16 protein-coding genes are annotated in these 15,191 nt (G+C 25.2%); 2 read left to right on the forward strand and 14 right to left on the reverse strand.

The genetic code is table 11. The features are described 5' to 3' along the window. The 4 genes from BN8917_RS12990 to BN8917_RS13005 form a co-directional block, all read right to left on the reverse strand. Positions 1 to 782 (reverse strand): PTS mannose/fructose/sorbose transporter subunit IIC (locus BN8917_RS12990; RefSeq protein ID WP_066875513.1); only part of this gene is annotated, 782 nt, incomplete at its 3' end. A gap of 36 nt (positions 783 to 818) precedes the next feature. Beyond that, positions 819 to 1,796, reverse strand: a complete 978-nt coding sequence (locus BN8917_RS12995) for a mannose/fructose/sorbose PTS transporter subunit IIA (protein ID WP_066875039.1) — start codon at positions 1,794 to 1,796, stop codon at positions 819 to 821. A gap of 1,005 nt (positions 1,797 to 2,801) precedes the next feature. Continuing rightward, complete coding sequence (locus BN8917_RS13000) at positions 2,802 to 3,395, reverse strand: SUKH-3 domain-containing protein (RefSeq protein WP_066875041.1); 594 nt, start codon at positions 3,393 to 3,395, stop codon at positions 2,802 to 2,804. A 48-nt stretch (positions 3,396 to 3,443) separates the two neighbouring features. Further along, entirely contained in the window at positions 3,444 to 3,923 is a 480-nt protein-coding gene (locus BN8917_RS13005; protein ID WP_066875043.1) for a hypothetical protein, read from the reverse strand. A gap of 312 nt (positions 3,924 to 4,235) precedes the next feature. On the opposite strand from BN8917_RS13005, the gene BN8917_RS13010 reads away from it, so the two are divergent. Continuing rightward, positions 4,236 to 4,937, forward strand: coding sequence for an NADH dehydrogenase (locus BN8917_RS13010; RefSeq protein ID WP_066875046.1), 702 nt, complete (start codon positions 4,236 to 4,238; stop codon positions 4,935 to 4,937). A gap of 255 nt (positions 4,938 to 5,192) precedes the next feature. On the opposite strand, the gene BN8917_RS13015 is transcribed toward BN8917_RS13010, so the two are convergent. The 8 genes from BN8917_RS13015 to BN8917_RS14450 form a co-directional block, all read right to left on the reverse strand. Further along, positions 5,193 to 5,549: a hypothetical protein gene (locus BN8917_RS13015; protein WP_066875048.1), complete on the reverse strand. Its 357-nt coding sequence runs from the start codon at positions 5,547 to 5,549 to the stop codon at positions 5,193 to 5,195. Further along, the gene (locus BN8917_RS14445) at positions 5,533 to 5,706 is read right to left on the reverse strand and encodes a hypothetical protein (RefSeq protein ID WP_159426751.1); all 174 of its coding nucleotides are present in this window, start codon (positions 5,704 to 5,706) and stop codon (positions 5,533 to 5,535) included. Before BN8917_RS14445 ends, BN8917_RS13015 begins: the two co-directional genes overlap by 17 nt. A gap of 15 nt (positions 5,707 to 5,721) precedes the next feature. Next, a complete protein-coding gene (locus BN8917_RS13020; protein ID WP_141668671.1) occupies positions 5,722 to 6,237 on the reverse strand; it encodes a hypothetical protein in 516 nt (171 codons plus the stop codon). A 218-nt stretch (positions 6,238 to 6,455) separates the two neighbouring features. Then, positions 6,456 to 6,989, reverse strand: coding sequence for a hypothetical protein (locus BN8917_RS13025; RefSeq protein WP_066875052.1), 534 nt, complete (start codon positions 6,987 to 6,989; stop codon positions 6,456 to 6,458). 346 nt (positions 6,990 to 7,335) lie between these two features. Further along, on the reverse strand, positions 7,336 to 8,181 hold the full coding sequence (locus BN8917_RS13030; protein WP_066875054.1) for an aldo/keto reductase: 846 nt from the start codon (positions 8,179 to 8,181) through the stop codon (positions 7,336 to 7,338). Positions 8,182 to 8,324: 143 nt separating this feature from the next. Then, the gene (locus BN8917_RS13035) at positions 8,325 to 8,711 is read right to left on the reverse strand and encodes a MerR family transcriptional regulator (protein ID WP_066875056.1); all 387 of its coding nucleotides are present in this window, start codon (positions 8,709 to 8,711) and stop codon (positions 8,325 to 8,327) included. A gap of 87 nt (positions 8,712 to 8,798) precedes the next feature. Beyond that, positions 8,799 to 9,407, reverse strand: a complete 609-nt coding sequence (locus BN8917_RS13040) for an MFS transporter (RefSeq protein WP_066875058.1) — start codon at positions 9,405 to 9,407, stop codon at positions 8,799 to 8,801. Positions 9,408 to 9,970: 563 nt separating this feature from the next. Further along, positions 9,971 to 10,243, reverse strand: a complete 273-nt coding sequence (locus BN8917_RS14450; RefSeq protein ID WP_066875060.1) for a hypothetical protein — start codon at positions 10,241 to 10,243, stop codon at positions 9,971 to 9,973. Between the two features lie 1,073 nt (positions 10,244 to 11,316). Between BN8917_RS14450 and pnuC the strand changes: the two genes are divergently transcribed. After that, complete coding sequence (gene pnuC / locus BN8917_RS13050; protein ID WP_066875062.1) at positions 11,317 to 12,087, forward strand: nicotinamide riboside transporter PnuC; 771 nt, start codon at positions 11,317 to 11,319, stop codon at positions 12,085 to 12,087. A gap of 111 nt (positions 12,088 to 12,198) precedes the next feature. Here pnuC and BN8917_RS13055 read toward each other — a convergent pair whose 3' ends face one another. Both BN8917_RS13055 and BN8917_RS13060 read right to left on the reverse strand, forming a co-directional pair. Beyond that, a complete protein-coding gene (locus tag BN8917_RS13055; protein ID WP_066875064.1) occupies positions 12,199 to 13,959 on the reverse strand; it encodes a 1-deoxy-D-xylulose-5-phosphate synthase in 1,761 nt (586 codons plus the stop codon). A 168-nt stretch (positions 13,960 to 14,127) separates the two neighbouring features. Next, positions 14,128 to 14,922, reverse strand: coding sequence for a hypothetical protein (locus tag BN8917_RS13060; protein ID WP_066875066.1), 795 nt, complete (start codon positions 14,920 to 14,922; stop codon positions 14,128 to 14,130). Positions 14,923 to 15,191: the final 269 nt, after the last annotated feature.

Here is a 15,191-nt window from a genome sequence, read left to right on the forward strand (position 1 = left end):
CCTATTGGATCTCCCATATTTGATCCACCATTACCTGAGCCACCTTTTTTGCTAAGTGCTAAGTAAATAAGAGCTAAAGCTACACCAATTGCACCTAATCCTATAAGTGTAATTTGATGAATAGTTGCTAATACAAAACCAATTGCAAAGAATGGCCATACTTCTTTTGTTGCCATCATGTTAATTACCATTGCGTAACCAACAGCTACAACCATTCCACCACCTATTGCTAAACCATCTGTTAGCCAAGCTGGCATTGAAGTAAGTAATGCACGAATAGGACCAGCCCCTATTACTAATATTAAGCCAGCTGGAAGTGCTATACGTATACCTTGCATACAAATAGCAATAATATGCCACATTTCAACTTTTCTTATATTTCCCTCTTTAGCAGCAGCATCCATAAAATGTACAAATGCTGTAGCTATTGTACGACAAATAATTGTTAATAATAATCCCGCAACTGCTAATGGAATTGCTATAGCAATTGCTGAAGAAATTCCTTCCTGTCCTTCACCACTAAGAACTAAAATAATTGCAGCTGCAACAGATGCTAATGCTGCATCCGGTGCTACGGCAGCCCCTATGTTTGCCCAACCTAAGGCAATCATTTGAAGACTACCTCCTAAAATTAAACATGGTACTAAATTACCTGTAACTAATCCGATTAGAGTACAAGCAACTAGAGGTTGGTGAAATTGGAATTCATCTAGGATTCCTTCCATCCCAGCTAAAAATGCAACAATAATAACTAATATTATTTGAAATATATTTAAATCCACTGTTTTTAATCCCCCTTTATATTAAAATAATTTAAATTATTTTAATTTATTTAATTCCTCTTGTGCTTTTTTAAGAATTTCATCCATATTTCCTTTTGAATCATTTGGAACTTTACGGACATCGAAATCCAATCCAGCTTTTTTAAGTTTATTAAAAGTATCAATATCTTCTTGGCTAAAAGCAAGTACCTTATTGGGTTGAACTTTACCTGGAGAATGTGCCATAGACCCAACATTAACTGTCTTTATAGGTACTCCTCCCTCTACTGCTCTAAGTAAATCTTCTGGATTTTCAAAAAGAAGTAATGCACGTTGTCCACCAAAATGTTTATCATCTTTTGCAAGTTTAATCATTTGACTAATTGGAACAGTATGAGCTTTAACTCCTGGAGGAGCTGCTTGTTGAATTAGTTTTTTACGAAGCTCATCTTTAGCTACATAATCTGATACAACAATAATTCTTGTTGGTTTCACTGTTTTTGTCCAAGCAGTTGCTACTTGCCCATGAAGTAGACGTGAATCAATACGAGCTAAAACATATTCAAAAGATCCAGGTACACCTACATTAGACTCTTGAGTAGAAGCTACAGAAGATTTATCTGAATTTACTGGCTCTAAAGATTCTGGCTTAACCATCACTCCTTGTCTCGCTGATTTTATAATATTAGCTGCGATTTCATGTGCTGATTCCATTGAAAAACGTGAACCATAAGCTTCAATAACCATCGGTAGATTCATACCAGCTACAATTGCCCATTTATCTTTATGCTCTTCAACTAAACTATCTGCCTGATTAAATGGTGTTCCCCCCCAAAGATCAACCAAAAATAAAACCTCATCTTGATTGTCAAAGGATGCAATTGCTTTTTTCATTTTTGCTTTAATATCGTCTGGTCCTTCACTAGGCATCAATGTAACAGCTTGTACATTTTCTTGTTCTCCAAAAATCATTGTAGCTGATTGTAAGATACCTTTAGCAAAATCTCCGTGACTTGCAAGAATAATTCCTACCATATATACCTCCTATTTTTATTTGTAATATAAAATTTATAAATAAGTTCTGAAAATATAATTAAGGTTATTAATTATATTTTTGATATTAAAAATATTCTAAGCCTAATTAACTAAAACTCTTGAATATCATTTTATAACTTATAATAGAAACTCTTAAAATAATTACTAACCATTGTAAATGATATTAAATTAAATGATATATATCCAAGGATAGCTAAATTAAATAATAATATATTTATATTTTTTTAATATGCTCATATATATTGATCACTTTTATATAGGCAACGTTTACAAAAAATCATTTTTTCATTCAGATGTACTATCTAAATAATTTGATATTCTAGCAAACTATTATTGAAAAAGTCATCTTATAATATTAAAACTTATTATATATTTACTAGTTCCAAGTTCAATATATTTACATAAAGAAATTTTCCTGCTTAAAATTTATCTTTAATATCTATTTTTAGAATACCCCTTTTAACATTAAATTACAAATTAGTAAATTAATTAAATTATCAAATACTTGACATTAAATAATTTATATTGATTAAAATATATAGAAATAAATATTAATTCAATAAATTATTAATCAAAATAATAAAAAATCATCAAAATACTTTTATTGTATTTCCATACAAATTTTAATAATAAAGGAATAATAAATTTATTTAAATAATAAAATAATATTGTTTAGTTATGTACATGTCTGTAATTAAATTTCAATCTTATTTTTAAACTTTAAGATTCTAAATCTCCTTAAAATAAGATAAAAAATAACTTTTATAAATATTAGTAGTTTCATAAGTTATAAAATTATATTTAAAAGAATGTACTTAAGTCTTAATATAATTTTATATGTGTATAACATCAAGAAAGGAGAGATTAATTTAATCTCTCCTTTTTTGTTCTAATACTATCTAAATTAAAAGTTCTTTTTATTTAAATTTTTTATATATCTTTTGAATAATACTTTTTCTACAATAATTTATTTTATACATATATTTATTTAGAAAACTTTTTATTTAAGATTTTAACTACAAATTTTTCGCTAGATTTCATCCTTTTAGCAATCTCTGTTAATGTAAGTCCTTTAGCTTTCATATCTAAAAGTCTTTGTTGAACTTTTTTACCTCCATAATAATCTAAATATGCTTCAGTGCTAGCTTCTTCAAGTCCAATTTCTTTCCACAACTTACGTATCTCTTTGTATTCTTCATGACTATCTACAGTATCTAAAATAATATCCCAAGCCTCATAAATATCTTTTCCAAGATATCCATGATCATCATAAACTTTTCCTGACTCTGAAATATATAAATTAAACATTGCCCCATCTAAAGTTCCTACAGACATAGCAGCTTCTCCAATAGTTTGACTAATAACTTCAGAGTAAAAAAGAGATCTATCAAATCTATGATATGGATCACCATCTTCATCATTGATAATTAAATCACCAAACTCTTCAAGAAACTTTTTAGCACTATTGATAAGTTCAATATTTTTCTCTCTACATATCATTTCAAATTTTTCTATATCAATTTTTCTGCCTTCATACCATCCAGCCTCTTCTAATATCTCTTTTGATTTTTTATTCATTATTCTATATCTCCTTAATTATCTATTATCATTTTTTCTATTGTAGACTCAAATTATCTTTTTATTTTTTGATTTTAGTTTCTTTAACTTTAAACATCTATAAATCCAATCAATTAAAGCTGAAACTATCATTACAAAAGCAGATCTCTTTAAAAATATAAACCCTATAAAATAACTTTTATAAGGCAGCATTATTTGTTCTGGATTATTTTTTCTATAATAAACTAATATATTTTCATTTACAGGAAGATCCTTACCCCAAAAATAGTAATTACATGCTTCATAAGCTTTATTATCAACATAAAATTTTACAATTGGATAATACCTATATGATTTAGCCCCTTTATTATTATGTAATACCTCTTTATACCCTATAACCTGTCCAGTAGTCTCAACTCCTGTAAAATATGTATATAAAGGATTTATAGCTTCTAAAGGTCTTGCAACTATTATTGAAAGAAGAAAAATAATAAAACTAATATTAAAAACACCTATAATAAACCTAGGCTTATCCTCTGTAACCTCCATTTAAAGCACCTCTTCTAAATTTAATAAAATTACAAATAACTCCACATCTAATATTTCTATATAATTCTTAACTATACATTTTTTCTATAAAATATCAAATGTATATATTTTATACTATATTATTTTTAAATAAGTATTTATCTTGATTTTATTAATAAAATCTATTTAATTTATTTAGTTTTATTAACCAGTATATCTAAAATTTATGAAGTTATATTTTTATAAATTCTAGTATATTTAAATTAGTGTTATTATCTTTATATATATTTTATAAATGAAATTATTTATGTACATCAAAAGGAGCTAAAAATAATGGAGAAAAAATCATTATCTGATTCAGCAATTCAAATGCTTTCATCTGGTAAAAGAGTAAATACACTTAAAGATAGAGAAGAAATTAAAAAAATATTCATTAAAGAAGGTCTTCCCCTTTTTGATAAGGTAATTGACTTTCAGGTGAGATTTGGCGGTATCTGGTACAAATTTGGAGAAGATTTTTATGAAGGTTTTAAATTAGATATGTTTTACTTTGATGAGCAAGATAAAAGATATAGGTTCCATGGAGTAATTCTGAGAAATAATAAATATTATTTTAACTGCATGGATTATCATTACGCAGGAGATTGGGGCCCTTTTATAGATCAGGATGGAAAGATATATACTTTCTGTATGGGACTTCTTGATATTACTGCTAATAGTATAGAAGAGTTCTTAGATGATGAAGCAATTAAATTTTATATTGTTGATAAGTATGGTAGCTGGCTATCACGTGGAATTGATATTCATCAAACTATTGAATTCAGAGAAAATAATAATCTGATAAAAATTGATAGAGATTCATTTTCAGGTAAATACTTTAAATGGTGGTGTAATCCTGAAGAAACAATTTTTATTAGAATTGATTTATTACATCCATATTGTGGAGATATATTTTGTAAAAATCAAAAAATATTAAAACAATTATATAAATCAGATGTAGCTACAGATATTTTCCCTAGTAATGATATATTGTAATAAATATATAACCTATCACTTTACAGTTAATTTAAATTGAATAAGTTTTTATATAAAATTTAGTTTATATTATTAATTACTATTATACTTCTAGATAAAACTCATCCTAAAATATAAATAAAGAGGAGGACTTGCCTCGTAAGTCTTCCTCTTTATTTATGAACTTTATCTACTTTAAGTACATTAAGTAATATATCTAATTTTTTTATATTTTCTACTTTATTAGATATATCATAAAATAATATAGAATTTATTCTATATTAAATTTAAATTATCTAAGTCTATTCCAAAACTAGTTTCAACACAGCTACTTAAAGGAATCTTATAATGTAAAAAATTATTTTCTAATATCTCAAATCTATTAAAAGAAATATTTTTCCAATAATCTGTTTTTGTATATTTACGTCTTTCAAATAAATTATTATTGATTTCTTCTTCCTTAATTCTATTTTTAAACTTATAGTATGATTTAATAAAATCACAACATAATAAAATGAACTCCTTAAATTCAAAATTAAAGCTTTTTTTATCAATAAATAAGATATTTATTTTTATATTTCTTTCTTCATCAATCTTAAATAATAATTTATAACCATCATATACAAAGTACATCTAATTTCGCAAAATCATCCCCAAGTAAAGATTTAGCTATTATGACGCTATCAAAAATTAAACTAGTTACATTATCTTTAAAAATTTTATATATATACTCATAATCTTTATCAGAAAACTTATATTTTTCTATTATATATGTCTTAAAATTATCCACATGCACACCTCTATCTTATAAAAGAAAATCTATATTATTTTCTATTAAACTTAATAATTCGAAACTTTCCCAAATTCGGTCGATATAAAATCTATTTCGTCCTGGTCCATAATATAATCCTAACTCATTTGCCATTTTACATATGACTTTTATAAATTCATCACAGTCACAAGAAATCATATAATTAGTTTTCATAACTTCTTCTAAGTCATAATCTCTGTAGGTTTTAACCCCTAGATCTTTATCATATGCTATATTAAAATCAGTTTGAATATTATCTTCACTTTTATAATATATTTGATTATTCTCAATAAATATAATACCATCTAGACTTAACATAATAGATTTTTTCGTAATTTTATGCTTATTAATTACTATAATTAATTTTAAAATATCCTTATTAGTAAAGCTATTAAATAATAATTTACTAATAGCAGATAGACTAACACTCTTATAATTTTTATAAAACTCAGGATTTTTTAACTCAACTATCGCTTTTTCACTATTATATTTAAATTTGTGATTTTCCATCATTAAATTCACTCCTAAATTATACTTTATTCCATAATTTTACATAGTAAATTTATCTATTTTATGTCAACTATTGTACTAAATATTTTTCTATTTATTATTTTCTACTTATTTATCGAAATCTTTCCAATCAGCTTATCATTGTCACTAGGAAGTTTAATATTTTTATATAATAAAAAAGCACCCATACATAAGTACAGGTGTCTCTTAGTTATATGTTAAAATAAAACAGTTGAATGCTTACTTTTTAGAAACTCTTCTTGTTTATCAAAAGAGTCCACTTCTTTTAAATTCTCAATTCCATCATCAGAAACTTTAAATATTAATGAATCGTCTTTAGCAAGTTCTGATTGTACTATCCTTCCATATGAATCAGTATATGTTACTTTCTTTACTTTATATATTTCATCTTTTGATAGTTCTATTTCTATACGTTCAGTTCCTTGATAATACAGAGTTAGCTTATTATTTTCTAATAAATAATTCTCAAATACATTTTTGATATCATTAATAGACTTCTTATAATCTATACCTTTATACACTTGAAAAACAAAGTCATTAATATAACTTTTTTCTTTAGCTAATACTTTTTCAACATCTATATAAGATTCATTATCATCTAAAAGATCACTATCCCATCTAATTTTATTATAGTTTTCATCAGATAAACCTAATTTTTGTATACTATATTTAGATATTATTAATAAAGAAATACATATACTTATAGGCTTTAACAAATTTATTTTTTTCATAATAATACCCCTCTCTAATTTATATAGCATATTTTCTAATATTAGATTAACATTAATTGGTAAATACTGGAAGATATTTTTTTATTATTAACAAAAATTTAATAGGTTAATATTTTTCAATTAAAATAAGTTAAGTAGAATTATCTCCGACCTTTTATTGAATTTTTAAACTTAAATTTTAATTAAAATCAAATATAAATTAATAGTAATCCCCCAATAACTATACTTATAAAATTATCTTTATATTAAATAAGCATTACCCAAAACCTATTAAAAATACATTTTGAACAATGCTCTATTAGTTTATTTTAAATTTAATTTTTATACTTCTCTATATTAAATATAATTATCTTGTTAAACTTGCTAAATATTCAATTGCTTCAGGATCATAGTGGTTAAAGAATGAACTTTCTGCCTTATCCATTTTACTGATAATTTCCATATCTTCTTGAGAAAGCTTAAAATCAAAGATATCTATATTTTCTAACATTCTTTCCTTACGTACTGATTTAGCTAATACCACAATATTTCTTTGTGTTAACCAACGTAAGATTACTTGTGCTACTGATTTTTTATACTTTTCGCTAATTTCTTTTAATATAGGATTATTGAACATATCATTTCTACCTTCAGCAAATGGTGCCCATGCTTCATGTTGAATATTATACTTATTCATTACCTCATTTGCTTTAACTTGTTGATGGAATGGATTAGTTTCTACTTGATTTACAGCAGGAACTATCTCATTATATAATGTTAAATCTACTAAACGGTCAGGATAAAAATTACTTACACCAATTGCTTTTATTTTTCCTTCCCTATATAAATCCTCCATTGCACGATAAGTACCATAATAATCACTTAATGGCTGATGAATTAATACTAAATCTAAATAATCTAACTCCATCCTTCTTAGTGATTCTTCAATAGATGCTTTTGCTTTTTCATATCCAGCATTACTAATCCATACTTTAGTAGTAATAAATAATTCTTCTCTTGCTACATTACTATTTTTTATTCCATTGCCTACAGCTTCTTCATTTCCATAAGATTGAGCTGTATCAATTAGACGATATCCACTATTAATAGCATCTACTACAGCTTGTTCACATTCCTTTGGATCTGGTATTTGAAAAACTCCAAACCCTATAATAGGCATTTTAACTCCATTATTTAATGTTATATATTCCACTTTATTACTCCTCCTAATTATTATCTAAATAAATTATTTATTATAATATCCACCTTTTTTAATTAAGTAAAAATCTAAAAAATATTTATTTGTAATAATAAAATGTATCAACAATTATTCAATTACATTTTATTATGTATTTCTTACTTATTTTGTGGATCCAATTGTTCTTCATACTTAATGATATGACTTTCATATACATTAATTTTATGTTTTAAATATCCAAGTGTTTCTTGTAATTCACCAATTCTCTTTTCAAGTTGTTCTTTTTGATCAATTAGTATTTGTTTTCTTACATCTTTAGTATCCCCACCTTGCATAAATAAAGATACATATTCGATCATTGATTCTACAGAAATACCTGCATTACGCATAACCTTTGCAAAATAAACCCAATTACAATCATATTCTGTATAATCTCTATATCCATTTTTATTTCTAGTTACTGGAGGAATTAATCCAATCCTCTCATAATAACGTAATGTATCAACTGGAATCTTATATTTCTTGCTTACTTCAGTAATATTCATTGTATCCTCCTTATAATTTAACTTATCTATAAATTATTTTAATCTAATATTATTTTTCTTATTTTACATCTTTTTAACAATTAAAATCTATTTAGCCTTTCTTGTTACCGGAAAAATTAATAATAGTACAGCTAATAATGATATTACTAAAAAAATTGTTGCAATCAGCATTGCTATATTATAAGATGAAATTTCTCCTGATATCATACTTGATATAGCTATAACAATAGCCAATCCGATAGAACCACCTACCTGATGAACTGTATTAACAACTCCTGATGCTGCTCCAGTATCTTCATTAGTTATATTAGCAATACCAGCAGCTGTTAATGGACTTAATGTCATTCCTTGTCCTGCTCCCAAGAACAACATAGGCACTGCAATCCCTAAGCAATATCCTGTATTTGCTTTAAAGAATATCATCATTATCATACCAATAAGTGTAGTTATAAGACCAATAATTAAAAACTTTGTATTTCCTAAATATTTTGTTAATTTTGCTACTTGAAGTGCTACAACAAAATTAATAATTGTTAATGGGAAAAATGCAAAACCTGAATATAGTGGACTAAAGCTTAATACCTTCTGCATAATTTCTGGAGTTAAGAACCAAAAACTTAACATAGCTCCAAGAAAGAAAAATCTTGCTATATAAGCTTCTAAGCGTTCACGATCAGTAAATAAATATAATGGCATTATTGCATACTTTGTATTTGCTTCATGATAAGTTAAAGAGTATGCATTACTTCCCCGCGAAAGTACAGATTGATTTAAATGTAAATCTTCTACAATCTTAATCGTTCCAGTAAATACAATAGAATTATCTAAAAGAATTATAAAATAATTAAAAGTATCATATCCATTCTATTTTTAAAACTTTTAATAAAATTCCCTCCTACTCATATTCAACAAAATTGATTATAAACCTTGGAGTTAACTCACTGTCAATAGCCTTTTTTTAAAAAATTATATTTTTAAAAAGTTATATAAAAGTAGTAAAATAGCCAATTTTCTTAAGTAAAGATAAAATTTATATATTAAACAGTTTTATTTTTCATCACAATTTTTTCATAAAGAATAAAAATAATCTTCCTTAAAATTTTAAGATATAAAAATATACTTATTAATATAGGTAATAAGAGTCTAGAATATTTTTAGATAATTTTATTTATGATATAAAGATTAGTTTAAATAAAAAAGAACTACATCAAAATACTAAATATAGTATCTTAATGTAGTCTCTTTAATATAATAAGTATTTATAATATTGGTGTAATATCAACTTCTCTCATTTTACCTCTAAGATTAGTTCTGATCATAGCTCTATTTATCTCAAAATTACTTCTGCTATGTTCTTCTAAATGTTCTTCTACATGTCTCATTGTTTCTGTATATTCAGAATATTGTTGTTCTTTCTCTTGTGCATTAGCAACTACAGATACTGCTGTTCCTTCAACAAGAATAAGTAATTGCGCTATTATAGTTATAATAATTAATTTCTTATGTATGAAATTACGTAAGCTCTTTCTCATTAATTTTCTCCTTTGTATACCATTCATTCTATGCTTGTCTTTTTATTTGCTATTTAAACTAATTTATCTTTTCATTTAATCAATCAATAATATTATTTAAATGTTTACATTAATATTAAAATAGTATTTTTCTCATTAAACGATTTTAACTAAATTCTACTTATAATTAATAAAACACTTTAAATATTATTCTAAATTTTATTTTTTAAATAAAATAAATATTTGTTTAATTTAATAATAAAATATATAAATAACTTTGATTTATAATATCATATTTTCATATAATCATCAACTTATTTATAAATAATTAATATTATTAATAATTTATCAACTTTTAATACCGTATATAATATAACAAATTATTAAATCAGATATAATACTCATTTTCAAAAAATTTCTGGCTATATTTTCTATGGTAAATACTTTATAATTTTATTATTATTTTTTACTAATCTCTTATTTTTAAATATTAAAAAAATTTATTTTTGAATAAATTTTCTAATTTGAGATAATTTTTTGTATATTTAAATAGCATAATATCATTTAAATTTCTGTACATTTTATTCCTATCTAGAAAACAATTCTATTACAAATTAAACTTTTTATTTTTCATCTAATATCTATAACTTAATATTTAATATTATTTATTTAATAATTTATTAAGCTATATTATTTTTTTTTAATAAATGAATAAAATTTTAAATTTTAATTGAATTTAATTAAACTTTAATGTAGAATCTCTAGTTAGAGGTGAACAAATTGTTAACCAAGTTCTAATAATAAATAAAGACTTTTGATTCAGAAAAATTAAGCAACTTAATTTTCTTTAAAATTAAGAATTGCAAAATTTTTTTGCCCAAATTCAATAAAATTAATCTAGATTAACTAAAAAATTTTTGAAGTTTATTTTAAGTCCTTTTTTATTTAAGTACTATTGTAAACATTTACATTTATTATTAGATTTTATAGCGGTAATTTATATTAAGTAATTATCTAATTCGTTTTTATAACTATAATTCCAAATGATTATAGTTTTTTTAAGAAATTTAACACTAAAACACTTAGGAGGCTTTATGAAATTTTTTAAATCATATTCACTATTCCACAAAATATTCTTTCTAGTATTTTTAATATTAAATACAATTGTCTTCATAGCACCAGCATTTCAACAAGGTGGCTCATGGAGTTCAGTATTCTCATTCCTTTCAATATTAGGATTTATTGTTACAATATCAGGACTTTTTGCTGGTATATATACTGCTAGAGCTGAAGTTCCAACTTATATTTGGGGTACAATAAATGTATTCTTTTACATAATTCTTTCATTATCTCGTCACTTATATGCTGAAGTAATTCTTTATACTATTTACATGCTTCCAATGAATATTTATGGTTACTTTGCTTGGAAGAAAAATGCTCAAAGTGTTGAACATACAAACACAACATCTTCAACAATTGAAGTTAAAAGCTTAAAGAAATCAGCTTGGTCATATATCATTATATTAGGTATTATTATCTGGGTTTGTTATGGTACATTTGTTTACTACCTACCAAATATCTTTGCTCACTTTGGTATGACAATAGCACCAGATAAAGAATTCTATATAGACTCATTTACTGCTACAGTAACAATCTTTGCTGTTATAGTATCAACTAAGAGATTCAAAGAAACTTGGTACTTCTGGTTAGTATCAGACTCTGTTGGAGTAATACTTTATATAGTTTCAATAATACAATCAGGAAGCTTCTCATTCTCAGCATTATCTGGAGCAATTATGTGGACTCAATTTGTTGTAAATGCTATTTATGGAATGATGGTATGGAAAAAGCTTGAAAAGAAATAATTCATATTTAAATTAGTTGTTAAATCGGAATTAGTTTAACATAAAAAGACCTATCAATTAAATTTACTTTAATTGATAGGTCTTTATTTTATAATTTAATATATCTAAAGCCTATTTAAGAGCATTTTTTATATCTTCTATAATTAATTTTTCTGTTAAATGATAACGTTCATATAACTCTTTCATTGGTACTCTATCTGTAAATTCTTTAGTTGCCCCAAAGTTTAGTACCTTCATCTCTTTATCTCCGTAGAATCTTGATATCTTTTCACCAAATCCTCCATCAAGAACTCCATCTTCTAATGTTATAACTAACTTATGATTATTTAATAATCCAGTTAACATATCTTTATCTATTCCAGTGATAAATCTAGGATTTATTAGTGTTGCACTTATTCCCATTTCTTCTTTTAATTTTTCTTGTACTTTAGCTCCAAGATTATAGAAACTTCCAAGTCCTATTATTGCAACTTCATTTCCATCTACCATCTTTTCATAAGTATTTAACTTAAAGTCAACTTTAACAGCTTTATTAGTTGAAACTACAGCACTACCTGGAACACGTATAGCTACTGGTTGTTCTTGTTGTTCTAATCCCCATTCAACCATAGCAATATATTCTTCTTTATTAGTAGGTGCTAAATATACTATGTTTGGAATATTAGAAATTAAAGGTATATCAAATACGCTTAAGTGTGTTACATCATTCCCCTTTATTCCTGTATTATGAACCATAATTAATGCTGGATTATTATTTATAGCAAGATCTTGTGATAATTGGTCATAAGTTCTTTGTATAAATGTACTTGCTATACATGCAACAGATTTACCACCCTGTGATGCTATTCCTGAAGCAAGAGCTATTGCATGTTCTTCAGCTATTCCAACATCTATAAATTGATCTTTAAATTTATTTCTAAATGAAGCTAGTCCAACAAAAGGTGCTGTAGCAGCTGATATAGCTACAATACTCTTATCTTCTTTTGCTTTTTTACATAAAAGATTATCTAATATACTTGGATAAGTTTCATTTCCATTAGGCTTAGCTAATGATTCACCTGTTTCAACATTAAATGGCATCATGTAGTGGAATTTTTCTTTATTTTCCTCTGCTATTTTATATCCATTACCTTTAACTGTATGCATATGAACTACTACTGGATGATCTGTATCTTTAACTTTTGAAAATGCTTCTATTAATGCATCTACATTATTTCCTTCTTTAACAAAGTGATACTCAAATCCTAATGATTTAAAGAAGTTATCTTCTGCCTTACCATTAGTTTCACGAAGTAATGCTAGATTCTTATAAAGACCACCGTAGTTTTCTGATATAGACATATCATTATCATTTACTACTATAATTATATTCTTACCTGATGCAGAAGCATTATTTAATCCTTCATATGCTTCTCCCCCACTTAAAGATCCATCTCCTATTATTGCTACAATATTTTCCTTAGCTCCTTTAGTATCACGAGCTTTTGCAAGTCCACAAGCTAAACTTATTGAAGTTGATGTATGACCTAATTTAAAGAAATCATGTACACTTTCATCTTGTGAAGTATATCCAGTAACACTATTATATTCATCAGGATTTATAAATGCATTTTTTCTTCCTGTTAAAATTTTATGTGGATATGATTGGTGTGAAACATCCCAAACTAATTTATCTACTGGTGAATTAAATACATAATGTAATGCTATAGTAGCTTCAACCATACCTAAGTTAGGTCCAAAGTGTCCACCAACCTTACTTACTTTATCTATAATAACATTTCTAACTTCATCAGCTAGAACTTTTAATTCATCTTTACTAAGATTTTTTAAATCTTTTGGTTCATTGATTTTACTTAAAACTTGTAATTCCATTTTTAATCCTCCTAAATTTATGTTTTAATTTATACCCTTGTTTGTTTTAGTATACTCCTTGGAGTTGACTCCAAGTCAATACTAAATTTAAAAATTTTTATAAAAAAGAATTTATACTATAAATTTCTTATAATATAAATTCTAATTGAATCCAATTAAATTTTTATACTAAGCTACCTTATTAGGGAAGAATATTTGATAAAAATCTTGTTGGCTTGCTAAGAATACATAACCATCAAGTCCTATATACATAGGAGTTTTAAAATTATTTATATCAACTGTAGCCTTATATAAAGTTTCTCCATCTACAACTTTAGTATCATTCATATCTACATTAATATCAGGTATATCATTTAAATTACCTTCATAATTATCATTTGGCTCTACCTTTAAATTAGGATAATTAGCAGTATATCCTTCTACATATTCAGCTGCTAACTTAAAGATAATATTTTGTTTTTGAGCTGCTGTTAAGTTAGAAAAATCTAAATTTCCAAATTGAGAAGCATTTATTGATTTACCATCTAGAGATAAATACTTAACATTAGCTAAATGAGAGTAATTCCCGTTAGCTGGTGTAGTACTATCATTATTATAAGCAGCACGAGTTGAATAACTATAAGCTTTATAGTAATTTACTCCATCTACAGTCTTGAAAGCTCCTATATTTGCTACAAGAGCATTAGCTGGTAAACCATAATCCCCTGCAATTTGTGCAAGTTTGTAGTATTCACTACTTTCTTGACTTGAGAAACTTTGACTTGAACCAACTGATGCTGAAGTTAAAGTAGCATTAGTTGTATCTTTTTTATCTGCACTTGTATTAGCTGGATTGGAACTATCAGTTGTAGTTACTTTATTAGTTGTATCATTATTTGTTTTTTTATTATTTGCAAAAATCCAACAGCCACCGCCAATGACTATAATGGCTGCGATTATTATTCCTATTATCCACTTTTTCATTTGTTTTCTCCTTTTGAAATTTATAATACTAATTAATCTTATACCTATGATTATTTAAATTACAAATCATAATAAATAACAAAAATATAAAAATTTTAAGATTTATAATATCAATATTAATTCATCCAATATATTTTCTATATTACATCTAAAAAAAATTTAAAAACTTTAATAATCTTCCAATAAAAATTGAATGTTATACCAAATAATTAATAAATTTGTAACTCAAGTATTTTTATATAAATTTAAGTTATTTTTCTACAACATAA

It is taken from the genome of Clostridium mediterraneense (assembly GCF_900091705.1).
Classification (GTDB): domain Bacteria; phylum Bacillota; class Clostridia; order Clostridiales; family Clostridiaceae; genus Sarcina; species Sarcina mediterraneense.

Bases quoted from the DNA above. Each gene is read 5' to 3' on its own strand.
- BN8917_RS13055 (WP_066875064.1), bottom strand. From the start codon at position 13,959: ATGGAATTACAAGTTTTAAGTAAAATCAATGAACCAAAAGATTTAAAA.
- BN8917_RS13035 (WP_066875056.1), bottom strand. From the start codon at position 8,711: ATGAATATTACTGAAGTAAGCAAGAAATATAAGATTCCAGTTGATACA.
- BN8917_RS13005 (WP_066875043.1), bottom strand. From the start codon at position 3,923: ATGGAGGTTACAGAGGATAAGCCTAGGTTTATTATAGGTGTTTTTAAT.
- BN8917_RS12995 (WP_066875039.1), bottom strand. From the start codon at position 1,796: ATGGTAGGAATTATTCTTGCAAGTCACGGAGATTTTGCTAAAGGTATC.
- BN8917_RS13010 (WP_066875046.1), top strand. From the start codon at position 4,236: ATGGAGAAAAAATCATTATCTGATTCAGCAATTCAAATGCTTTCATCT.
- pnuC (WP_066875062.1), top strand. From the start codon at position 11,317: ATGAAATTTTTTAAATCATATTCACTATTCCACAAAATATTCTTTCTA.
- BN8917_RS14450 (WP_066875060.1), bottom strand. From the start codon at position 10,243: ATGAGAAAGAGCTTACGTAATTTCATACATAAGAAATTAATTATTATA.
- BN8917_RS13025 (WP_066875052.1), bottom strand. From the start codon at position 6,989: ATGAAAAAAATAAATTTGTTAAAGCCTATAAGTATATGTATTTCTTTA.
- BN8917_RS13060 (WP_066875066.1), bottom strand. From the start codon at position 14,922: ATGAAAAAGTGGATAATAGGAATAATAATCGCAGCCATTATAGTCATT.
- BN8917_RS13040 (WP_066875058.1), bottom strand. From the start codon at position 9,407: ATGCCATTATATTTATTTACTGATCGTGAACGCTTAGAAGCTTATATA.
- BN8917_RS13020 (WP_141668671.1), bottom strand. From the start codon at position 6,237: ATGGAAAATCACAAATTTAAATATAATAGTGAAAAAGCGATAGTTGAG.
- BN8917_RS13015 (WP_066875048.1), bottom strand. From the start codon at position 5,549: ATGTACTTTGTATATGATGGTTATAAATTATTATTTAAGATTGATGAA.
- BN8917_RS13000 (WP_066875041.1), bottom strand. From the start codon at position 3,395: ATGAATAAAAAATCAAAAGAGATATTAGAAGAGGCTGGATGGTATGAA.